General features: G+C 58.5%; 18 protein-coding genes. All 18 read left to right on the top strand.

Annotated features, from left to right (window positions below; all coding sequences use genetic code 11):
* Window positions 1-117 precede the first annotated feature (117 nt).
* The 18 genes from tsf to AB4N43_RS11040 all read left to right on the top strand — a co-directional run bounded on the left by tsf (window position 118) and on the right by AB4N43_RS11040 (window position 21888).
* Window positions 118-981: a translation elongation factor Ts gene (tsf, locus tag AB4N43_RS11125; protein ID WP_007949329.1), complete on the top strand. Its 864-nt coding sequence runs from the start codon at window positions 118-120 to the stop codon at window positions 979-981.
* Window positions 982-1192: 211 nt separating this feature from the next.
* Window positions 1193-1936: a UMP kinase gene (pyrH, locus tag AB4N43_RS11120; protein ID WP_003172271.1), complete on the top strand. Its 744-nt coding sequence runs from the start codon at window positions 1193-1195 to the stop codon at window positions 1934-1936.
* Window positions 1933-2490 (top strand): ribosome recycling factor, encoded by a 558-nt coding sequence (gene frr, locus AB4N43_RS11115; protein ID WP_007949335.1) that lies wholly within the window; start codon window positions 1933-1935, stop codon window positions 2488-2490. The genes pyrH and frr overlap by 4 nt, the downstream gene beginning before the upstream one ends.
* Before the next feature lie 13 nt (window positions 2491-2503).
* Window positions 2504-3259: a polyprenyl diphosphate synthase gene (uppS, locus tag AB4N43_RS11110; protein ID WP_027924974.1), complete on the top strand. Its 756-nt coding sequence runs from the start codon at window positions 2504-2506 to the stop codon at window positions 3257-3259.
* On the top strand, window positions 3259-4065 hold the full coding sequence (locus AB4N43_RS11105; RefSeq protein ID WP_460154020.1) for a phosphatidate cytidylyltransferase: 807 nt from the start codon (window positions 3259-3261) through the stop codon (window positions 4063-4065). Before uppS ends, AB4N43_RS11105 begins: the two co-directional genes overlap by 1 nt.
* Window positions 4062-5252 (top strand): 1-deoxy-D-xylulose-5-phosphate reductoisomerase, encoded by a 1191-nt coding sequence (gene ispC, locus AB4N43_RS11100; protein WP_410921442.1) that lies wholly within the window; start codon window positions 4062-4064, stop codon window positions 5250-5252. The genes AB4N43_RS11105 and ispC overlap by 4 nt, the downstream gene beginning before the upstream one ends.
* 53 nt (window positions 5253-5305) lie before the next feature.
* The gene (gene rseP, locus AB4N43_RS11095) at window positions 5306-6658 is read left to right on the top strand and encodes a sigma E protease regulator RseP (protein ID WP_059181545.1); all 1353 of its coding nucleotides are present in this window, start codon (window positions 5306-5308) and stop codon (window positions 6656-6658) included.
* 74 nt (window positions 6659-6732) lie between these two features.
* Window positions 6733-9123: an outer membrane protein assembly factor BamA gene (gene bamA, locus AB4N43_RS11090; protein WP_027924978.1), complete on the top strand. Its 2391-nt coding sequence runs from the start codon at window positions 6733-6735 to the stop codon at window positions 9121-9123.
* A gap of 45 nt (window positions 9124-9168) precedes the next feature.
* The gene (locus AB4N43_RS11085) at window positions 9169-9672 is read left to right on the top strand and encodes an OmpH/Skp family outer membrane protein (RefSeq protein ID WP_010462812.1); all 504 of its coding nucleotides are present in this window, start codon (window positions 9169-9171) and stop codon (window positions 9670-9672) included.
* Between the two features lie 2 nt (window positions 9673-9674).
* The gene (lpxD, locus tag AB4N43_RS11080) at window positions 9675-10730 is read left to right on the top strand and encodes a UDP-3-O-(3-hydroxymyristoyl)glucosamine N-acyltransferase (RefSeq protein ID WP_027924979.1); all 1056 of its coding nucleotides are present in this window, start codon (window positions 9675-9677) and stop codon (window positions 10728-10730) included.
* A 108-nt stretch (window positions 10731-10838) separates the two neighbouring features.
* The gene (gene fabZ, locus AB4N43_RS11075; protein ID WP_008154051.1) at window positions 10839-11279 is read left to right on the top strand and encodes a 3-hydroxyacyl-ACP dehydratase FabZ; all 441 of its coding nucleotides are present in this window, start codon (window positions 10839-10841) and stop codon (window positions 11277-11279) included.
* Window positions 11276-12052 (top strand): acyl-ACP--UDP-N-acetylglucosamine O-acyltransferase, encoded by a 777-nt coding sequence (gene lpxA, locus AB4N43_RS11070; protein WP_027924980.1) that lies wholly within the window; start codon window positions 11276-11278, stop codon window positions 12050-12052. The genes fabZ and lpxA overlap by 4 nt, the downstream gene beginning before the upstream one ends.
* 2 nt (window positions 12053-12054) lie before the next feature.
* Window positions 12055-13185 (top strand): lipid-A-disaccharide synthase, encoded by a 1131-nt coding sequence (lpxB, locus tag AB4N43_RS11065; protein WP_460154015.1) that lies wholly within the window; start codon window positions 12055-12057, stop codon window positions 13183-13185.
* 11 nt (window positions 13186-13196) lie between these two features.
* Window positions 13197-13823 (top strand): ribonuclease HII, encoded by a 627-nt coding sequence (rnhB, locus tag AB4N43_RS11060; RefSeq protein WP_027924982.1) that lies wholly within the window; start codon window positions 13197-13199, stop codon window positions 13821-13823.
* A gap of 76 nt (window positions 13824-13899) precedes the next feature.
* Window positions 13900-17421: a DNA polymerase III subunit alpha gene (dnaE, locus tag AB4N43_RS11055; protein WP_027924983.1), complete on the top strand. Its 3522-nt coding sequence runs from the start codon at window positions 13900-13902 to the stop codon at window positions 17419-17421.
* A gap of 151 nt (window positions 17422-17572) precedes the next feature.
* Window positions 17573-18520 (top strand): acetyl-CoA carboxylase carboxyltransferase subunit alpha, encoded by a 948-nt coding sequence (locus AB4N43_RS11050; protein ID WP_027924984.1) that lies wholly within the window; start codon window positions 17573-17575, stop codon window positions 18518-18520.
* Between the two features lie 133 nt (window positions 18521-18653).
* On the top strand, window positions 18654-19982 hold the full coding sequence (gene tilS, locus AB4N43_RS11045) for a tRNA lysidine(34) synthetase TilS (protein ID WP_460154013.1): 1329 nt from the start codon (window positions 18654-18656) through the stop codon (window positions 19980-19982).
* Between the two features lie 274 nt (window positions 19983-20256).
* Window positions 20257-21888, top strand: coding sequence for a CTP synthase (locus AB4N43_RS11040; protein ID WP_027924986.1), 1632 nt, complete (start codon window positions 20257-20259; stop codon window positions 21886-21888).
* Window positions 21889-21893: the final 5 nt, after the last annotated feature.

Below are 21893 nucleotides of genomic sequence, written 5' to 3'. Positions count from 1 at the left end.
CGGCCCCGCACTTGCAGAGCTGTAACGTGCAGCGGCTTACAACGGTGGTTCGGGAAGAATTGATCGCCCGTTCGATCGGGTGGAATGGTTGAAAACCTATCCAAGAGGATTTTGAAAATGGCAGCAATTACTGCAGCGTTGGTTAAAGAACTGCGTGAGCGTACCGGCGAAGGCATGATGGATTGCAAGAAAGCCCTGGAAAAGGCTGACGGCGACATCGAAAAAGCCATTGATGACATGCGTGCTTCCGGCGCAATCAAGGCTGCCAAGAAAGCAGGCAACGTGGCTGCAGAAGGCGCTATCGCTCTGAAAGAAGACGGCAAATCTGCTGTTCTGCTGGAAGTGAACTCGCAGACTGACTTCCTGGCCCTGCAGGACGACTTCAAGGCATTTGTTGCTGCTAGCGTTGAAAAAGCGTTCGCTGACAAACTGACCGACGTCGCTCCGCTGATCGCCGCTCAAGAGGCTGATCGCCTGGTACTGGTTGGCAAGGTTGGCGAAAACGTCAACATCCGTCGCCTGGTACGCGTTGAAGGTGATGTTGTTGGTGGTTACCTGCACGGCAACAAGATCGGTGTTGCAGTTGTCCTGAAAGGCGGCAACGTTGAACTGGCCAAAGACATCGCTATGCACGTAGCGGCCAGCAACCCAGAGTTCCTGCTGCCTTCGGAAGTTTCTGCCGAAGCAATCGAGCGTGAAAAAGCTGTGTTCCTGCAGCTGAACGAAGAAAAAATCAAAGGCAAGCCAGAAAACATTGTTGAAAATATGGTCAAAGGCCGTATCAGCAAGTTCCTGGCTGAAGCAAGCCTGGTTGAGCAGGCGTTCGTCAAGAACCCTGAAATCAAGGTTGGCGAACTGGCCAAGAAAGCCGGTGCTGAAATCGTTTCTTTCACCTACTTCAAAGTAGGCGAAGGCATCGAGAAGCCAGTCGACAACTTCGCTGAAGAAGTTGCTGCCCAGCTGGCTGCTGCCAAGTCGTAAGACGGTTTTTTAAACTGTCGCCCTGAAGAGGCTGCCCGCTTACGCGCGCAGCCTCTTTTCAGATGGGCCGCCAATTTTTAATTGGTTTCCCGTTGGAACTGGCTTACAAAGCCATGTTCCGATGGCGCTGAAGCAGCGCCAAGCTAGAGTGAACGCAGCTGTAAACAGCTCGCAAAGAATTTTTTAAAATACGCCGCAGGAGAGATTCGCAATGGCTCAGCAGGGCAGTGGTTATCAGGCTCGCTATAAACGCATTCTACTCAAGCTTAGCGGCGAGGCCCTGATGGGCTCGGAAGAGTTCGGGATCGATCCGAAAGTTCTGGATCGCATGGCGCTGGAAGTCGGCCAGCTGGTCGGTATCGGCGTTCAGGTCGGTCTGGTGATCGGTGGTGGCAACCTGTTCCGCGGTGCAGCGCTGAGCGCGGCCGGCATGGATCGGGTGACGGGCGACCACATGGGCATGCTGGCCACTGTGATGAACGCCCTGGCCATGCGCGATGCGCTGGAACGTGCCAATATCTCGGCCATCGTGATGTCGGCTATTTCCATGGTGGGCGTGACCGATCACTATGATCGCCGCAAAGCCATGCGCCACCTGAACGCCAAGGAAGTCGTGATTTTCGCGGCGGGTACCGGTAATCCATTCTTCACCACGGACTCGGCGGCCTGCTTGCGTGCAATCGAAATCGATGCCGATGTCGTGCTCAAGGCGACCAAGGTCGATGGCGTCTACACCGCTGACCCATTCAAAGACCCGCATGCCGAGAAGTTCGATCATCTGACTTACGATGAAGTGCTGGATCGCAAGCTGGGCGTGATGGATCTGACGGCCATTTGCCTGTGCCGCGACCACAAGATGCCATTGCGCGTCTTTAACATGAACAAGCCCGGCGCCCTGCTGAATATCGTGCATGGTGGCGCTGAAGGGACCCTGATCGAGGAAGGCCAACAATGATCAATGAAATCAAGAAAGACGCTCAAGAGCGCATGCAGAAATCCCTGGACTCTCTGAACCATGCATTTGGTCAGATTCGTACCGGCAAGGCTCACCCAAGCATCCTGGGTAGCGTGATGGTGCCGTACTACGGCACAGACACGTCCATTACCCAAGTGGCCAACATCACGGTAAAAGACTCCCGCACCCTGCAGGTCGTCGCGTTTGAGCGCAACATGCTCGCGGCCGTCGACAAGGCGATCCAGAGTGCTGGCCTGAACCTCAACCCGACCAACCTGGGCGAGTTGCTGCTGATCTCCATGCCTGCCCTGACTGAAGAAACCCGCAAGGGCTTCACCAAACAGGCGCGCAGTGCCGCTGAAGATGCTCGTGTTGCCGTGCGCAACATTCGTCGCGATGCCTTGGGTGACCTTAAGAAGCTGGTCAAGGACAAGGAAATCAGCGAAGACGAAGAACGTCGTGCCGCTGCCGATATCCAGAAGCTGACCGACAAGGCTGAGGCTGACATCGATGCGGCCACCAAGCAGAAAGAAGCCGACCTGATGGCCGTATAAGGGTCGCGTTTTCATGGATAAGACCAAGCAGACTGCGCCGTCCGCGGTGCCGCGCCATGTCGCGATCATCATGGATGGTAATAATCGCTGGGCGAAGAAGCGCTTTATGCCGGGTGTCGCCGGGCATAAAGCGGGCGTGGATGCGGTTCGTGCGGTAATCGAGGTGTGCGCCGAGGCCAAGGTCGAGGTGCTGACCCTGTTCGCTTTCTCCAGTGAAAACTGGCAGCGCCCTGCAGATGAAGTCAGTGCCTTGATGGATCTGTTCTTCAAGGCATTGCGTCGCGAGGCCAAGCGCCTCAATGACAACAACATCAGTCTGCGCATCATCGGTGATCGCTCGCGCTTTCACCCCGAGCTTCAAGCTGCCATGCGTGAAGCCGAAGCGATGACCGTCGGTGCCAACCGTTTTGTCCTGCAGATCGCCGCCAACTACGGCGGTCAGTGGGACATTGCGCAAGCCGCTCAGCGTTTGGCGCGGGAAGTTCAGGCCGGGCATCTGCGCCCGGAAGACATCACTCCGGAATTGCTGCAAACCTGTCTGGCCACGGGCGATCTGCCGTTGCCAGATTTGTGCATCCGTACAGGTGGCGAACACCGCATCAGCAACTTCCTGCTGTGGCAGCTGGCTTATGCCGAGTTGTACTTCTCCGACCTGTTCTGGCCGGACTTCAAACACGATGCCATGCGAAGTGCGCTGGCCGATTTCGCTTCTCGCCAGCGCCGCTTCGGTAAAACGAGCGAGCAGGTCGAGGCTGGAGCCCGGGTTTAATGCTTAAACAACGAATCATCACCGCACTGATCCTGCTACCGATCGCTTTGTGCGGGTTTTTCCTGCTCGAAGGGTCCGGTTTTGCGCTGTTCATCGGGCTGGTCGTGACGCTTGGTGCCTGGGAATGGGCGCGGCTGGCCGGTTTTACCGCCCAGCCGATTCGCGTTGCCTATGCTGCAGTGGTCGCGTTGATGCTGTTTGTCATGCACATCCTGCCGGGGCTTGCGCCCTGGGTACTGGGCGCTTCGGTGCTCTGGTGGGCGGTGGCGACGTATCTGGTGCTGACCTATCCGCGTTCCAGCGAACATTGGGCCAGTGCCGCCTGCAAGCTGATGATTGGTTTGCTGATTCTGTTGCCGGCCTGGCAAGGTCTGGTCCAGATCAAACAGGAGCCCTTGGGGAACTGGTTGATCATGGCGGTGATGGTGCTGGTCTGGGGTGCCGATATCGGCGCGTACTTTTCCGGTCGTGCCTTCGGCAAGCGCAAACTGGCGCCACAGGTCAGTCCCGGCAAGAGCTGGGAAGGCGTTTACGGAGGCCTGGTGCTGAGCCTGGTCATCACCGCAATCGTCGGCTTGGTGCGCGACTGGAGTTTCGCCCAGATGCTGATGGGGCTGATCGGCGCGGCAGTGATTGTCTTCATTTCCGTGGTGGGTGACCTCACCGAAAGCATGTTCAAGCGTCAATCAGGCATCAAGGACAGCAGTAACCTGCTGCCGGGGCATGGTGGTGTGCTTGATCGAATCGACAGCCTGACGGCTGCGATCCCGGTATTTGCCGTGCTGTTGTGGATGGCTGCACCGTGAGCCGCCCTCAACAGATTACTGTGCTGGGGGCGACCGGTTCGATTGGTCTGAGCACCCTCGACGTGATTGCTCGTCATCCTGCGCGTTATCAGGTGTTCGCCTTGAGCGGGTTCACTCGCTTGAGTGAGCTGTTGGCCCTGTGTGTGCGTCATACGCCGCGGTTTGCGGTCGTGCCGCAAGCCGATGCTGCCCGAACCCTGCAGGACGATTTGCGCGCGGCCGGCCTGTCGACCCGTGTGCTGGTAGGGGAGGAGGGGCTGTGTCAGGTTGCTTCCGATCCTGAAGTCGATGCCGTCATGGCGGCCATCGTTGGCGCGGCGGGCTTGCGTCCGACCCTGGCGGCGGTCGAGGCGGGCAAAAAGATTCTGCTGGCGAACAAGGAGGCGCTGGTCATGTCCGGCGCCCTTTTCATGCAGGCCGTGCGCAAAAGCGGCTCGGTGCTGCTGCCGATCGACAGTGAACACAACGCGATTTTCCAGTGCATGCCGCAGGATTTCGCCCGTGGGCTGGGTGTGGTTGGCGTGCGTCGGATTCTTCTGACGGCCTCTGGCGGTCCGTTCCGACAGACACCTTTGTCTGAACTGACGCATGTTACCCCCGACCAGGCGTGCGCTCATCCAAACTGGTCCATGGGGCGCAAGATTTCGGTCGATTCGGCCAGCATGATGAACAAAGGGCTCGAGCTGATCGAGGCCTGCTGGCTGTTCGATGCCAAACCGTCCCAGGTCGAAGTGGTGATTCACCCTCAGAGCGTGATTCATTCTCTGGTCGACTACGTCGATGGTTCGGTGCTCGCGCAGTTGGGTAATCCGGACATGCGAACACCGATCGCCAATGCCCTGGCCTGGCCGGAGCGTATCGACTCGGGTGTGGCGCCGCTGGACCTGTTTACCATTGCGCGCCTGGACTTCCATGCGCCCGATGAAGAACGTTTCCCTTGCCTGCGCCTGGCGCGTCAGGCTGCCGAGGCTGGTAATAGCGCACCGGCGATGCTGAATGCGGCGAATGAAGTGGCTGTGGCGGCGTTTCTCGACGGGCGGGTTCGCTACCCGGAAATCGCGAGTATCATCGAGGAAGTGTTGAACCTCGAGCCTGTAGTGGCGGTGGATGATCTCGAGGCCGTGTTCACGGCTGACGCGAAAGCGCGAGTACTGGCCGGGCAATGGTTGAGTCGTCACGGGCGGTAAGTGCTGCAATACGTTGGTCCATGCAGCACCGGATAGGATTGCGGAGAAAATAGATGAGCGCGCTCTATATGATTGTCGGCACCCTGGTGGCTTTGGGTGTGCTGGTTACCTTCCACGAATTCGGCCATTTCTGGGTCGCACGTCGCTGTGGGGTCAAAGTGCTGCGTTTCTCCGTAGGCTTCGGCATGCCGTTGCTGCGCTGGCACGACAAGAAAGGCACTGAGTTCGTAGTGGCTGCCATCCCGTTGGGCGGCTACGTGAAAATGCTCGATGAGCGTGAAGGCGAAGTGCCGGCCGATCAGCTCGAACATTCTTTCAATCGCAAATCTGTCGGCCAGCGTATCGCAATCGTGGCTGCCGGCCCGATTGCCAACTTTCTGCTGGCCATGGTTTTTTTCTGGGTCTTGGCAATGCTCGGCAGCGAGCAGGTACGGCCGGTTATCGGTGCGGTCGAATCCGGCAGTATTGCCGCCAAGGCCGGTTTGACTGCGGGTCAGGAAATAGTTGCCATCGATGGCGAGCCAACGACCGGCTGGGCTTCGGTGAATCTGCAACTGGTTCGCCGTCTTGGCGAGAGCGGTTCACTTCAATTGTTGGTGCGTGAGCAGGGTTCCACTGCGGACTCTCCTCGCGAGCTGATGCTGGATAAGTGGCTCAAGGGTGCTGACGAACCGGATCCGATCCGTTCACTGGGTATCCGTCCTTGGCGTCCGGCGTTGCCGCCCGTGTTGGCCGAACTTGACCCTAAAGGGCCGGCGCAGGCTGCTGGCCTGAAGACCGGCGATCGCTTGCTGGCTCTGGATGGCAAGGCGCTGGACGACTGGCAACAAGTGGTCGACACCGTCCGTATGCATCCGGATACCAAAATCATGCTGCGCGTCGAGCGCGATGGTGCTCAAATCGATGTCCCTGTGACGCTGGCCGCTCGCGGCGAGAGCAAGGCGCCTACCGGTTACATGGGGGCCGGGGTGAAAGCGGTCGATTGGCCGCCAGAGATGATTCGCGAAGTCAGTTACGGTCCTGTGGCCGCGATTGGAGAGGGTGCTCGACGCACCTGGACCATGAGTGTACTGACCCTCGATTCGCTCAAGAAAATGTTGTTCGGTGAGCTCTCGGTAAAAAACTTGAGTGGACCGATAACCATTGCTAAAGTGGCGGGCGCTTCTGCCCAGTCGGGCGTTGCTGATTTCCTGAATTTCCTTGCTTATCTGAGTATTAGCCTGGGAGTTCTGAATTTGTTGCCTATTCCTGTACTGGATGGGGGGCATTTGTTGTTTTATCTGATCGAGTGGGCGCGTGGTCGTCCCTTGTCGGATCGGGTGCAGGGTTGGGGGATGCAGATCGGTATCAGTTTGGTGGTCGGGGTGATGTTGCTTGCTCTGGTCAATGATTTGGGCCGTCTGTAACACTTCGCTGAATTGCGAATCTGCCGCATTTTGCGGCAGTTTGTTTATTGCCAGTTGGAATAAGAAAGGACTTCATGAAACGTCTGCTGCTAACTGCGGTTCTCACCGTATTGATGATCGCCGAAGTTCACGCCGAGTCCTTCACTATCTCTGATATTCGCGTCAATGGCCTCCAGCGGGTCTCCGCGGGTAGCGTCTTTGGTGCTTTGCCGTTAAACGTCGGCGAACAGGCGGACGATCGTCGCCTGGTGGAATCCACTCGTGCTTTGTTCAAAACCGGGTTCTTTCAAGATATCCAGCTGGGCCGCGATGGCAACGTCCTGGTCATCACGGTAGTCGAGCGCCCATCGGTCGCGAGTATCGAGATCGAGGGTAACAAGGCGATCTCCACTGAAGACCTGATGAAGGGCCTCAAACAATCCGGTCTGGCCGAAGGCGAGATCTTCCAGCGTGCCACGCTCGAAGGTGTGCGTAACGAACTGCAGCGTCAATACGTCGCTCAGGGTCGCTACTCGGCCACCGTCGACACCGAAGTGGTACCGCAGCCACGTAACCGCGTCGGCTTGAAGGTCAACATCAACGAAGGCACCGTCGCGGCTATCCAGCACATCAACGTGGTGGGTAACACGGTCTTCCCTGACGAAGACCTGATCGACCTGTTCGAACTGAAGACCACCAACTGGTTGTCCTTCTTCAAGAACGACGACAAGTACGCCCGTGAAAAACTCTCCGGTGACCTGGAGCGTCTGCGCTCCTACTACCTGGACCGTGGCTATATCAATATGGATATCGCTTCGACCCAGGTATCGATTACCCCGGACAAGAAACACGTCTATATCACTGTCAACGTCAACGAAGGCGAGAAGTACACCGTTCGTGACGTCAAGCTGAGCGGTGACCTGAAAGTCCCTGAAGATCAGGTCAAGTCCCTGCTACTGGTTCAGAAAGGCCAGGTGTTCTCGCGCAAGCTGATGACCACCACCTCGGAACTGATCACTCGCCGCCTCGGTAACGAGGGTTACACCTTCGCCAACGTCAGCGGCGTGCCTCAGCCTCACGATGAAGACCACACTGTCGACATCACCTTCGCTGTCGATCCGGGCAAGCGTGCCTACGTTAACCGCATCAACTTCCGTGGCAACACCAAGTCCGAAGACGAAGTGCTGCGCCGTGAAATGCGTCAGATGGAAGGTGGCTGGGCTTCGACCTACCTGATCGATCAATCCAAGACCCGTCTTGAGCGTCTGGGCTTCTTTAAAGAAGTGAACGTCGAAACCCCGGCTGTACCGGGCGTCGATGACCAGGTTGACGTGAACTACAGCGTTGAAGAACAAGCTTCCGGTTCGATCACTGCGAGTATCGGTTTCGCGCAAAGTGCCGGCCTGATCCTCGGTGGCTCGATCACCCAGAACAACTTCCTGGGTACCGGTAACAAGGTCAGCATCGGCTTGACCAAAAGCGAATACCAGAGCCGCTATAACTTCGGTTATGTCGACCCGTACTGGACTGCAGACGGTGTGAGCCTGGGCTACAACGCTTTCTATCGCACCACCGACTACAAAGACCTCGACGTCGACGTAGCCAGCTATGCCGTAGACAGCCTGGGTGCTGGCGTGAGCGTCGGTTACCCGATCAGCGAGACGTCGCGTCTGACCTTCGGCCTGACGGCACAGCAAGACAAGATCAAGACCGGTCAATACACCGTCGACGAAATCTTCGACTTTGTTAACCGTGAAGGCGATCAGTACCTGAACTTCAAGGCGTCGGCCGGCTGGTCCGAGTCCACCCTGAACAAAGGCGTATTGGCGACCCGTGGTCATTCTCAAAGCCTGACGGCGGAAGTCACTACACCAGGTAGCGACCTGTCGTTCTTCAAGCTCGATTACCGTGGCCAGTTGTTCCAGCCATTGTCTGAGAACTACACCATGCGCCTGCACACTGAATTGGGTTATGGCGATGGTTACGGTTCGACCGATGGCTTGCCATTCTATGAAAACTACTATGCTGGTGGTTTCAACTCGGTTCGTGGCTTCAAGGACAGTACATTGGGCCCGCGCAGTACGCCGAGCCGTGGTCAAGGATCTACCGGTAACCCGGGCACGCTGGCTGACCCGGATCAGGATCCACTGCCATTCGGTGGTAACGTCCTGATTCAAGGTGGTGCGGAGATTCTGTTCCCGCTGCCGTTCGTCAAGGATCAACGTTCCCTGCGTACCTCGGTATTCTGGGATGTGGGTAACGTGTTCGACTCCAAGTGCGAGCAGACGACCAACACTAATCCTGCGTCGAAGTCCAATACGCAGTGCAACGACATCAGCCTCAGCAACATGGCCAGTTCCGTCGGTGTAGGTGTGACATGGGTCACTGCGCTGGGTCCGCTGAGTTTCGCGCTGGCAATGCCAGTAAAAGAACCGGATAACGCTGAAACTCAAGTGTTCCAATTCTCTCTTGGTCAGACGTTCTAAGCGTCTGCCCCAAAATAATGACAATGGATTTTGTAGGGGTGCATCGTGCGTAAGTTGACTCAATTGGTTCTCCTCGCCACCGTACTGGTAGCAGGCCCGGCTTTTGCCGACATGAAAATCGCCGTTCTGAACTATCAGATGGCACTGCTGGAATCCGACGCGGCCAAGAAATACGCCGTGGATGCCGAGAAGAAATTTGGTCCGCAACTGAGCAAGCTCAAGACGCTGGAAAGCAGCGCCAAAGGCATTCAGGACCGTCTGATGGCTGGTGGCGACAAGATGCAGCAAGGCGAGCGTGAACGCCTTGAGCTCGAGTTCAAGCAAAAGGCCCGTGACTTCCAGTTCCAGTCCAAGGAGCTGAATGAAGCCAAAGCCGTTGCCGACCGTGAAATGCTGAAGCAGCTGAAGCCGAAACTGGACAGTGCTGTGGAAGAAGTCATCAAGAAAGGTGCTTTTGACCTGGTCTTCGAGCGTGGCGCAGTGATTGATGTCAAACCTCAGTACGACATCACTCGCCAGGTTATCGAGCGCATGAATCAGCTGAAGTAACTATGACTGCGACTATAAAGCTTGGCCAATTGGCCGAGTTCCTCGGCGCCACGCTACGTGGCGACCCGGAGAAAGCAATTACTGGGCTAGCCACTTTGCAAGAGGCTGGCCCAGCTCAGTTGAGCTTTCTCGCAAACCCTCAATACCGTAAATACCTGGCAGACAGCCGGGCCGCAGCGCTGTTGCTGAAGGCCGCTGATGCCGAAGGTTTTGCCGGTAATGCGCTGGTGGTGCCTGACCCGTATCTGGCCTACGCGCGTATTTCCCACCTCTTCGATCCAAAACCGAAAGCGGCTGCCGGAATTCATCCGACAGCCGTTGTGGCCGAGGACGCGGTGGTTGACCCGGCCGCGAGTATTGGTGCCTTTGCGGTGATCGAAAGCGCGGCACGTATTGCTGCCGGCGTGACTATCGGCGCGCATTGCTTCATCGGTGCCCGTTGCGAAATTGGCGAAGGTGGCTGGCTCGCCCCGCGGGTCACGCTGTACCACGATGTGCGCATCGGTAAGCGTGTGGTGATTCAGTCAGGTGCCGTACTCGGCGGCGAAGGCTTCGGCTTTGCCAACGAGAAAGGTGTCTGGCAGAAAATCGCCCAGATCGGTGGCGTGTTGGTCGGCGATGATGTGGAGATTGGCGTGAATACCGCTATCGACCGCGGCGCATTGGCCGATACCGTTCTCGGTAATGGCGTGAAGCTCGACAACCAGATCCAGATCGCCCACAACGTTCAGGTCGGTGATCACACCGCCATGGCCGCCTGTGTCGGGATCTCCGGCAGCACCAAAATCGGCAAGCATTGCATGCTCGCTGGCGGTGTCGGGCTGGTAGGTCATATCGAAATTTGCGACAACGTTTTCATCACCGGGATGACCATGGTGACCCACTCGATTACCGAAAAGGGCGCCTATTCTTCCGGTACGGCCATGCAGCCAGCAGCCGAATGGCGCAAAAGCGCGGCTCGCATCCGTCAGCTCGATGACATCGCGCGGCGTCTGCGACAGCTGGAAAAGCGTGTAGGGGAAGTGACCCCTGACGGTAATGCTTCATCAGATGGCTGATACCATTTCCATATCAAGTGTGCACAGCCGTTAGACTGCCTGCTTGATTTGCTAGAGGGGCGCGCGTCAGTCGCACGCTCCCAATCTTTACATAGGCTTCCCCCCGAAATGATGGACATCAACGAGATTCGCGAATACCTGCCTCACCGTTACCCGTTCCTGCTGGTGGACCGGGTCGTGGATCTGGATGTGGAAGGCAAGCGCATTCGCGCCTACAAGAATGTCAGCATCAACGAACCGTTTTTCAATGGTCACTTCCCTGCGCATCCAATCATGCCGGGCGTACTGATCATCGAAGCGATGGCTCAGGCTGCCGGCATTCTTGGCTTCAAAATGCTCGACGTGAAGCCTGCCGACGGCACGCTCTACTACTTCGTCGGCTCCGACAAGCTGCGTTTTCGCCAGCCTGTCACCCCAGGCGATCAGTTGATCCTCGAGGCCCGCTTTATCAGCTGCAAGCGTCAGATCTGGAAGTTCGAATGCCAGGCTTCGGTCGACGGCAAGCCAGTCTGCTCCGCTGAAATCATCTGTGCGGAACGCAAACTATGAGTTTGATTGACCCTCGCGCAATCATCGATCCGACGGCCATTCTGGCCGACGACGTCGAGGTCGGCCCGTGGTCGATCGTCGGCGCAGGTGTGGAAATCGGCGAGGGAACAGTGATCGGGCCGCACGTGATTCTCAAAGGCCCGACCCGAATCGGTAAGCACAACCGCATCTACCAGTTTTCGTCGGTAGGTGAGGACACGCCCGATCTGAAATACAAAGGCGAAGAAACCCGTCTGGTCATCGGTGACCACAACGTCATCCGGGAAGGCGTGACGATTCACCGCGGGACCGTTCAGGACCGTTCGGAAACGACCCTGGGCGATCACAACCTGATCATGGCCTATGCCCACATCGGTCACGACAGCGTCATCGGCAACCACTGCATCCTGGTCAACAACACGGCGTTGGCCGGCCATGTGCACGTTGAAGATTGGGCGATCCTCTCCGGTTTTACCCTGGTTCATCAGTATTGCCACATTGGCGCCCACAGCTTTTCCGGCATGGGCACGGCCATTGGCAAGGACGTTCCAGCGTACGTCACCGTGTTTGGCAACCCTGCCGAAGCGCGCAGCATGAACTTCGAGGGCATGCGTCGTCGTGGCTTCAGCGAAGACGCAATCCACGCGCTGCGTCGTGCCTACAAGGTTGTTTACCGCCAGGGCCTGACCGTCGAGCAAGCACTCACCGAACTGGCCGAGCCCTCGGATCAGTTCCCGGAAGTCGCGGTGTTCCGTGATTCCATCCAGTCTTCGACTCGCGGCATCACCCGTTAATCATGGCTAATCTGCGTATCGCGCTGGTAGCGGGTGAGGCTTCCGGTGACATTCTGGGCGCGGGTCTCATGCGCGCACTCAAGGCTCAGCATTCTGCGGTGGAGTTCATCGGTGTCGGTGGTCCGTTGATGCAAGCCGAGGGCCTGACCTCGTATTTCCCGATGGAACGTCTTTCGGTCATGGGCCTGGTGGAAGTGCTGGGCCGATTGCGCGAACTGATGGCGCGGCGCAAGAAGCTGATCGCCGACCTGATCGCCGAGAAACCGGACGTGTTCATCGGTATCGATGCCCCGGACTTCAACCTCAATATCGAACTCAAGCTGCGTCAGGCCGGGATCAAGACCGTGCATTACGTCAGCCCGTCGATATGGGCGTGGCGGCAGAAGCGTGTGCTGAAGATTCGCGAAGGCTGCGACCTGATGCTGACGCTGTTCCCGTTCGAAGCAAAATTCTATGAAGAGAAGGGCGTGCCGGTGCGGTTCGTCGGGCACTCCCTGGCCGATGCGATCCCGCTTGAGGCTGATCGGGCCGCGGCGCGTGCCGAACTTGATTTACCGGACGGTCCGCTGGTTGCGCTGATGCCCGGCAGTCGCGGCGGCGAAGTGGGGCGCCTTGGTGCGTTGTTCCTTGACACCGCTCAGCGTTTGCGAGCCCTGCGCCCTGGCGTGCGTTTCGTCATGCCGTGCGCCAACCCGGAGCGCCGTGCGCAGCTTGAAGAATTGTTGGCCGGCCGCGATCTGCCGCTGACCTTGCTCGATGGCAAATCCCATCTGGCGCTGGCCGCCTGTGATGCGGTTCTGATCGCTTCCGGTACGGCGACCCTTGAAGCATTGCTGTACAAGCGGCCGATGGTGGTGGCGTATCGACTGGCGCCCCTGACGTTCTGGATTCTCAAGCGCATGGTGAAAAGCCCTTACGTGTCCTTGCCGAACCTGCTGGCACAGCGTCTGTTAGTGCCCGAGTTGCTGCAGGACGATGCAACGGTCGAAGCCTTGGCTCAGACGCTATCGCCACTGATCGAGGGTGGTGAAGAACAGACTCGCGGCTTCGACGAAATTCACCGGACCTTGCGTCTGGACGCCTCCAACCAGGCTGCGGATGCAGTGCTGAAGCTGATCGGCCAAGTACAATGAGTAAAACAAGCATGCAAATGGGGCTGGATTTCACCTTGGTCGCTGAAGTCGAGGAATTGGTTGCCGGTGTTGACGAAGTCGGTCGCGGTCCACTCTGCGGTGCCGTGGTGACGGCTGCGGTGATCCTTGATCCGAGTCGGCCGATCCTCGGCCTCAACGATTCGAAGAAGCTCACCGAAGCCCGCCGCGAAAAGCTCTACGACGAAATCTGCGAAAAGGCCCTGAGCTGGTGCATCGCTCGGGCCGAAGTGGAAGAGATCGACGAACTGAACATCCTGCACGCCACCATGCTGGCGATGCAGCGCGCGGTCGAAGGGCTGCACATCCAGCCGAAACTGGCGATGATCGACGGCAATCGTTGCCCGAAACTGTCCATGCGCGCGGAAGCGGTGGTGCAGGGCGACGGCAAGGTTCCGGCCATTGCCGCGGCATCGATTCTGGCCAAGGTCAGCCGCGACCGCGAGATGGCGGCATTCGAACTGATTTACCCCGGTTACGGCATCGGCGGGCACAAAGGCTACCCGACGCCCGTTCATCTGGAAGCGCTGGCCCGCCTTGGCCCGACGCCGATTCACCGCCGCTCGTTCGCCCCGGTGCGCCTGGCGTACGAGGCGCGGGAAAGTCTGATCGAGAGTTAGTCGCAAGGCTGATGTTTTACTCAAGGCCCGGTACAATCCGGGCCTTGTTGTCTTCACGTTTCTAGACAGGATCACTATGCCGGCTTCATTCGTTCATCTACGCCTGCACACTGAATATTCCCTGGTCGACGGTCTGGTGCGGATCAAACCGCTGGTCAAGACCCTGGTCGGCATGAACATGCCTGCCGTAGCGGTCACCGACCAGAACAACATGTGTTCCCTGGTCAAATTCTACAAAGCCGCCATGGGCGCCGGGATCAAGCCGATCTGCGGTGCCGACTTGTGGTTGTCGAACAAGGACCCGGACAACGCCCTGAGCCGGATCAGCCTGCTGGCCATGAACGCGGTCGGCTATCGCAACCTGACCGAACTGATTTCCCGTGGCTTCATCGACGGCCAGCGCAACGGCTCGGTGATCATCGAGCGCGAATGGGTCGCCGAAGCCAGCGAAGGCCTGATCATGCTGTCGGCGGCGAAAGAGGGCGAAATCGGTCTGGCCATGCTCAGTGGCAACCCGGCTGAAGCGGAAAACCTCGCGCGCGAATGGATGGCGGTGTTCCCGGATCGTTTCTACCTGGAAATCCAGCGCACCAACCGCCCCAACGACGAAGAGCAGTTGCACGGTGCCGTGGCCCTGGCCGAGAAAATCGGCGCGCCACTGGTCGCAACCAACGATGTGCGCTTCATCAAGCAGGAAGACTTCGCCGCCCACGAAACCCGCGTTTGCATCGGTGAGGGCCGCGCCCTCGACGATCCGCGGCGTTCGAAGAACTACAGTGATCAGCAATACCTCAAAAGCGCCGAGGAAATGGCCGAGCTGTTCAGTGACCTGCCCGAGGCGTTGGAAAACACCGTCGAAATTGCCAAGCGCTGCAACATCGAAGTGAAACTGGGCAAGCACTTCCTGCCCAACTTCCCGATTCCCGATGGCATGACCATCGACGAGTATTTCCGCAAAGTGTCGTTCGATGGCCTGGAAGAGCGCCTGACCGTTCTGCTGCCCAAAGACACCACGGAAGACTACGAGGCCAAGCGTCAGGTCTACGTCGACCGGTTGAATTTCGAGCTGGATATCATCATCCAGATGGGGTTCCCCGGTTACTTCCTGATCGTGATGGACTTTATTCAGTGGGCCAAGAGCAACGGCGTGCCGGTAGGTCCGGGCCGGGGGTCGGGCGCCGGGTCGCTGGTGGCCTATGTACAGAAGATCACCGACCTCGACCCGCTGGAATACGACCTGCTGTTCGAACGTTTCCTCAACCCGGAACGGGTATCGATGCCCGACTTCGACGTCGACTTCTGCATGGACGGTCGCGATCGGGTAATTGAATACGTGGCCGAGAAATACGGTCGCAACGCGGTGAGCCAGATCATCACCTTCGGTTCCATGGCGGCCAAGGCTGTGGTCCGGGACGTGGCGCGGGTGCAGGGCAAGTCCTATGGTTTGGCGGATCGTCTGTCGAAGATGATTCCGTTCGAAGTCGGTATGACCCTGGAAAAGGCCTATGAGCAGGAAGAGATCCTGCGTGACTTCATCAAGGTCGATGAAGAAGCCGCCGAAATCTGGGAGATGGCCCGCAAGCTTGAAGGCGTTGTGCGTAACGTCGGTAAACACGCCGGTGGTGTAGTGATTGCGCCGACCAAACTGACCGACTTCTCGCCGATCTATTGCGATGAAGCCGGTGACGGCCTGGTAACCCAGTTCGACAAGGATGACGTTGAAGCCGCCGGTCTGGTGAAGTTCGACTTCCTCGGTCTGCGGACCCTGACGGTTATCGACTGGGCGCTGAAAACCATCAACCGCGACCGCGCCAAGGTCGATCAGCCGCCGCTGGACATTGCGTTCATTCCGCTGGACGACAAGCCGACCTACACGCTGCTGCAAAAAGCCGAAACCACGGCGGTGTTCCAGCTCGAATCCCGCGGCATGAAGGAGCTGATCAAGAAGCTCAAGCCCGACTGCCTGGAAGACTTGATCGCACTGGTGGCCTTGTTCCGTCCGGGCCCGTTGCAATCGGGCATGGTGGACGACTTCATCAACCGTAAGCACGGTCGCGCCGAACTCGCGTACCCGCACTCGGATTACCAGTACGAAGGCCTCAAACCGGTACTGGCACCGACTTACGGCATCATCCTGTATCAAGAACAGGTGATGCAGATTGCCCAGGTCATGGCCGGTTACACCCTCGGTGGTGCGGACATGCTGCGTCGGGCCATGGGTAAGAAAAAGCCCGAAGAAATGGCCAAGCAGCGCGGCGGTTTCATTGAGGGCTGCGCGACCAACAACATCGATGCGGACCTTGCCGGTAACATTTTCGACCTGGTAGAGAAGTTCGCCGGTTACGGCTTCAACAAATCCCACTCCGCGGCGTATGGCCTGGTGTCGTACCAGACCGCGTGGCTGAAAACCCATTACCCGGCACCGTTCATGGCGGCGGTGCTGTCGGCGGACATGCACAACACCGACAAGGTCGTGACCTTGATCGAGGAAATTCGCAGCATGAAGCTGCGCCTCGACGCGCCGGATGTGAATGCCTCCGAGTTCAAGTTCACAGTGAATGACGAAGGCCGGATCATTTACGGCCTCGGTGCGATCAAGGGTGTGGGCGAAGGTCCGGTAGAGGCGATCACCGAGGCGCGCCAGGACGGTCCGTTCAAGGACCTGTTCGATTTCTGCGCCCGTGTCGATCTCAAGCGGATCAACAAACGTACCCTCGACGGTTTGATCCGCAGCGGTGCGCTGGATCGTCTGGGGCCTTATTTCCATGACGAGCCGAAAGCTTATCAAGCGAGCATCGACCAGAATCGCGCGGTGCTGCTGGCGGCGATGGAAGGGGCGATCAAAGCTGCCGAGCAAACTGCTCGCACCCAGGACAGCGGCCATGCCGACCTGTTCGGCGGGCTGTTTGTCGAAGAAGACGCCGACGTCTACGCCAGCCACCGCAAGGCCAAGGAACTGACGCTCAAGGAACGGCTGAAAGGGGAGAAAGACACCCTGGGCCTGTACCTGACCGGTCACCCGATTGACGAATACGAAGGTGAAATCCGTCGCTTTGCCCGTCAACGCATCATCGATTTGAAACCGGCCCGCGATACCCAGACCGTCGCCGGCATGATCATCGCCCTGCGGGTGATGAAGAACAAAAAGGGCGACAAGATGGGCTTCATCACCCTCGATGACCGCTCCGGACGGATCGAGGCGTCGCTGTTTGCCGAGGCGTTCCATACCGCGCAGTCGCTGTTGCAGACGGATGCGATGGTGGTGGTCGAAGGTGAGGTCAGCAATGACGACTTCTCCGGCGGCCTGAAGCTGCGGGTCAAGCGCGTAATGAGCATGGAAGATGCGCGCACCAACCTTGCCGAGAGCCTGCGCCTGAAGTTGCAGACCAAGGATTTGAAGGGTGATCAGCTACGCTGGCTGGGTGAGTTGTTCAAGCGGCATCGCGGCGCATGTCCGATCACCATGGAGTACACGAGCCCCGATGCAAAGGCCTTGCTGCAGTTTGGCGAGACCTGGCGAATCGATCCGGCGGATGCGTTGATTCAAGCCTTGCGTGACCAGTTCGGGCGAGACAACGTCTTCCTCCAATACCGTTGACGGTCAGGTGACATCCTTGTGATTCAGAGCTGCCCCTGATCTCGACCCAATTTTTAATCTCGACCTGAACGCGCCTGTCCCTTAAGGTAGGGCGCGAATAGACAACCGGCCGGCCCAAGCTCTCTTGGACGTCGACCCAAGACGGACGCCTATGAACCCGAATTTTCTAGATTTCGAACAGCCGATCGCCGACCTGCAAGCCAAGATCGAAGAGTTGCGCTTGGTCGGTAACGACAATTCGCTGAATATCGGCGATGAGATCTCCCGCCTGCAGGACAAAAGCAGCACGCTGACCGAAGACATCTTCGGCAAGCTGACCAGCTGGCAGATCGCACGTCTGGCGCGTCATCCGAAACGCCCTTATACCCTGGACTACATCGAACACATCTTCACCGAGTTCGACGAGCTGCACGGTGACCGTCACTTCTCCGATGACGCTGCCATCGTGGGTGGTATCGCCCGTCTGGACGACCAGCCAGTGATGATCATCGGTCACCAGAAAGGCCGTGAAGTGCGCGAGAAGGTTCGCCGCAACTTCGGCATGCCGCGTCCGGAAGGCTACCGCAAGGCGTGCCGCCTGATGGAAATGGCCGAACGCTTCAAGATGCCGATCCTGACCTTCATCGACACCCCGGGCGCTTACCCTGGTATCGACGCTGAAGAGCGTAACCAGAGTGAAGCGATCGCCTGGAACCTGCGTGTCATGTCGCGCCTGAAAACCCCAATCATCGCCACCGTAATTGGTGAAGGCGGTTCCGGTGGTGCGTTGGCGATTGGCGTTTGCGATCAGTTGAACATGCTGCAGTACTCGACCTACGCGGTGATTTCGCCGGAAGGTTGCGCCTCGATTCTGTGGAAAACCGCCGAGAAGGCCCCGGACGCCGCTGAAGCCATGGGCATCACCGCCGAGCGCCTGAAAGGCCTGGGTATCGTGGACAAGGTCATCAGCGAGCCATTGGGCGGTGCACACCGTGACCCTGCCGCTGCGGCCGCCTCGATCCGTGCCGAACTGAGCTCACAACTGGCGATGCTGAAGAAGTTCGACAACGACGCGCTGCTGGCCCGTCGTTACGCGCGACTGATGAGCTACGGTCTCTGATCTGACCTCGCTTTTCCCATGTGGGAGCGAGCCTGCTCGCGATGGCGGCTTAACATTCAACTAATCTGTTGGCTGTTAGACCGCTATCGCGAGCAGGCTCGCTCCCACATTTGTTTTGTGCAAAGGGAACGCCATGAGTCGGCCAATGATTGATCTGCCTGCCAGGCTTTTGCAGAATTTGAAACCGTGGCGCAATGCTACGGCCTGGCGCGTCGCCTTTAGTGGTGGGCTCGATTCCACCGTCCTCCTGCACTTGCTCGCCCACCTGGCAAAAACCGAATCCCTGCCTGCGCTCAGCGCTATCCATGTCCATCACGGCCTTCAGGTCGCGGCTGATGCGTGGCCGGCACATTGCCAATCCGTCTGTGATGCCTTGAGTGTGCCGCTACACGTCGTTCATGTTCAGGTTCAATCCGGCGCCAGCCTCGAGCGTGCCGCCCGGGATGCGCGCTATGGCGCATTCGTTGAAGCCACTCAGGCCAATGAACTGCTGCTGACTGCTCAGCACCGTGACGATCAGGCGGAAACCCTGTTGTTTCGACTGTTGCGCGGGGCGGGGGTGAGAGGTCTGTCGGGGATGCCGAGCGCGCGTCCGTTGGGGCGGGGTTATCTGCTGCGACCCTTGCTGGATGTCAGTCGCGCCGAACTCGAAGCGTATGCAACGGAGCATCAACTGCACTGGATCGAAGACCCTTCGAACCAGGATCGGCAGTTTTCGCGCAACTATCTGCGGCATCAGGTGTTCCCGGTATTGACCGAGCGCTGGCCGCAAGCGATGGCGACCATGGCTCGCAGCGCCGCGCACTTGAGCGAAGCACAGGCATTGCTGGATGAGCTGGCGCAAATCGATCTGGCCGAAGCGACGACGGTCAATGATTTTGACTGGCTGGGCGTGCCCTCATTGGCGCTCGCTCCTCTTTTACGACTCTCCGCCGCTCGTCAACGCAATGCGCTAAGCCATTGGCTCGCAGCGCTGACTCGATTGCCGGACAGCGACCATTGGTCGGGTTGGGAAGATGTGCGCGACGCTACGGGTGATGCGCGTCCGGTCTGGCGGCTGGCGGATGGCGAGCTGCATCGGTCGGCCGGGCGTATCTGGTGGCTGTCGGGCTGTTGGCTGCGCAATCCGCCGCCTGCCGTGCATTGGACCGATCCTTCGAAGTCGCTGGCGTTGCCGGAAAATGGTCTGCTCACGCTCACCGGGCAAATCCCCGATGGCCCGCTGCAAATCCGCTATCGTGAGGGAGGTGAGGTCATGCATTTAGCTGATCGCGGCCACCGCGACCTCAAGCGTTTGCTCAATGAGCGTGGGGTTCCGGCCTTCGCCCGTGGCAGATTGCCGCTGCTCTGTCGCGACGAGCAATTGCTGGCAGTGGGCAGCGTACAGGGCTTGAATGGCAGTGGGCAGGACGGCTGGCTTTTGCATTGGCGGCCACCTGGCGAAGATCAAGGTTTGAGCTGAAAGGGGCTTTCCGGTAGACTACGCTCCCTTCTTGATACAACTTCTGTGGATTCGCCTGAATTGCAGGAGTTGCCGATTACCAAGCAGTCTTTGCTGGGCGATTCCAAAAAATGTGTAGCGAGCAACGCACCGGTGTTTTATCTGCCGGTCTGTCCCAACGCGGCGGTTTTTTTGAAAGGTGCACTGTGATTAATGCAGGTGATCGGGGGCTTCGGCCTTCCTTCGCTTTCCCCGGCGGCTCGGACCGCTTTAACGCAGACTTCTAGGGTTTTTCATGACGCGCTACATATTCGTCACGGGCGGTGTTGTTTCTTCATTGGGGAAAGGCATCGCATCGGCTTCATTGGCGGCCATCCTGGAGGCGCGGGGACTTAAGGTCACCATGCTGAAGCTGGACCCGTACATCAACGTTGACCCGGGCACCATGAGCCCGTTCCAGCACGGTGAAGTGTTCGTCACCCATGACGGCGCCGAGACCGACCTGGACCTGGGCCACTACGAGCGGTTCATCCGCACGACCATGACCCAGAACAACAACTTCACCACCGGCCGTGTCTACGAGCACGTGCTGCGCAAAGAGCGCCGTGGTGATTACCTGGGCGCAACCATCCAGGTGATCCCGCACATCACTGACGAAATCAAGCGCCGGATCATCAAGGGCGCCGGCGATGCCGACGTGGCGATGGTCGAGATCGGTGGCACCGTGGGTGACATCGAGTCGCAACCGTTCCTGGAAGCGATCCGCCAATTGCGTTTCGAAGTCGGCGCCAAGCGCGCAATGCTGATGCACCTGACACTGGTGCCGTACATCGCCACGGCCGGCGAAACCAAAACCAAGCCGACCCAGCATTCGGTCAAGGAACTGCGTTCCATTGGCCTGCAGCCGGATGTGCTGGTTTGCCGTTCCGATCACCCGATCGACATCTCTTCGCGCCGCAAGATCGCGCAGTTCACCAACGTTGAAGAGCGTGCAGTGATCGCGCTGGAAGACGCCGACACCATCTACAAGATCCCGGGCATCCTGCATTCCCAGGGCCTGGATGATTTCGTCGTCGAGCGTTTCGGCCTGCAATGCGGCAGCGCTGACCTCTCCGAGTGGGAAGCGGTGGTTGATGCCAAGCTGAACCCGGAACACGAAGTGACCATCGCGATGGTCGGCAAGTACATGGAACTGCTGGACGCCTACAAGTCGCTGATCGAAGCGATGAGTCACGCCGGCATCAGCAACCGCACCAAGGTCAACCTGCGCTACATCGATTCCGAAGACATCGAAAACCAGGGCACCGCGCTTCTGGAAGGTGTTGACGCGATCCTCGTACCTGGCGGCTTCGGTCTGCGTGGCGTGGAAGGCAAGATCACCGCCGTTCAATACGCTCGCGAAAACAAGGTTCCGTACCTCGGCATCTGCCTGGGCATGCAAGTGGCCGTGATCGAGTTCGCTCGTAACGTGCTGGGCTGGAAAGATGCCAACTCCACCGAGTTCGATCGTGCCAGCGGCCATCCGGTCGTGGGTCTGATCACCGAGTGGGAAGATGCTACCGGCGCGGTGGAAACCCGTACCGAATCGTCTGACCTGGGCGGCACCATGCGCCTCGGTGCTCAGGAGTGCCTGCTGGAGCCGGGTTCGCTGGTGCACGACTGCTACGCCAAAGACGTCATCGTCGAGCGTCACCGTCACCGCTACGAAGTGAACAACAACCTGCTGCCGCAGATTATGGAAGCCGGTCTGAAAATCACCGGTCGTTCCGGTGACGGCGCGCTGGTTGAAGTGGTCGAAGCTCCGGATCATCCATGGTTCGTTGCTTGCCAGTTCCACCCTGAGTTCACCTCGACGCCACGCGACGGTCACCCGTTGTTCAGCGGTTTCGTTAAAGCAGCATTGATTCAACACCAGAAGAAGGCATAAATCTG

It is taken from the genome of Pseudomonas sp. S2_B07, from assembly GCF_054668435.1.
The sequence above is the reverse complement of the archived record's forward strand: the minus strand, read 5'-3'. Positions and strand labels throughout refer to the sequence as shown.

Excerpts from the sequence above, each read along its gene's own strand:
- tilS (WP_460154013.1), top strand. The coding sequence starts at position 18,654 with ATGAGTCGGCCAATGATTGATCTGCCTGCCAGGCTTTTGCAGAATTTG.
- AB4N43_RS11040 (WP_027924986.1), top strand. The coding sequence starts at position 20,257 with ATGACGCGCTACATATTCGTCACGGGCGGTGTTGTTTCTTCATTGGGG.
- frr (WP_007949335.1), top strand. The coding sequence starts at position 1,933 with ATGATCAATGAAATCAAGAAAGACGCTCAAGAGCGCATGCAGAAATCC.
- uppS (WP_027924974.1), top strand. The coding sequence starts at position 2,504 with ATGGATAAGACCAAGCAGACTGCGCCGTCCGCGGTGCCGCGCCATGTC.
- dnaE (WP_027924983.1), top strand. The coding sequence starts at position 13,900 with ATGCCGGCTTCATTCGTTCATCTACGCCTGCACACTGAATATTCCCTG.
- AB4N43_RS11050 (WP_027924984.1), top strand. The coding sequence starts at position 17,573 with ATGAACCCGAATTTTCTAGATTTCGAACAGCCGATCGCCGACCTGCAA.
- fabZ (WP_008154051.1), top strand. The coding sequence starts at position 10,839 with ATGATGGACATCAACGAGATTCGCGAATACCTGCCTCACCGTTACCCG.
- rseP (WP_059181545.1), top strand. The coding sequence starts at position 5,306 with ATGAGCGCGCTCTATATGATTGTCGGCACCCTGGTGGCTTTGGGTGTG.
- pyrH (WP_003172271.1), top strand. The coding sequence starts at position 1,193 with ATGGCTCAGCAGGGCAGTGGTTATCAGGCTCGCTATAAACGCATTCTA.
- bamA (WP_027924978.1), top strand. The coding sequence starts at position 6,733 with ATGAAACGTCTGCTGCTAACTGCGGTTCTCACCGTATTGATGATCGCC.
- lpxB (WP_460154015.1), top strand. The coding sequence starts at position 12,055 with ATGGCTAATCTGCGTATCGCGCTGGTAGCGGGTGAGGCTTCCGGTGAC.
- lpxD (WP_027924979.1), top strand. The coding sequence starts at position 9,675 with ATGACTGCGACTATAAAGCTTGGCCAATTGGCCGAGTTCCTCGGCGCC.
- rnhB (WP_027924982.1), top strand. The coding sequence starts at position 13,197 with ATGCAAATGGGGCTGGATTTCACCTTGGTCGCTGAAGTCGAGGAATTG.
- AB4N43_RS11105 (WP_460154020.1), top strand. The coding sequence starts at position 3,259 with ATGCTTAAACAACGAATCATCACCGCACTGATCCTGCTACCGATCGCT.
- lpxA (WP_027924980.1), top strand. The coding sequence starts at position 11,276 with ATGAGTTTGATTGACCCTCGCGCAATCATCGATCCGACGGCCATTCTG.
- tsf (WP_007949329.1), top strand. The coding sequence starts at position 118 with ATGGCAGCAATTACTGCAGCGTTGGTTAAAGAACTGCGTGAGCGTACC.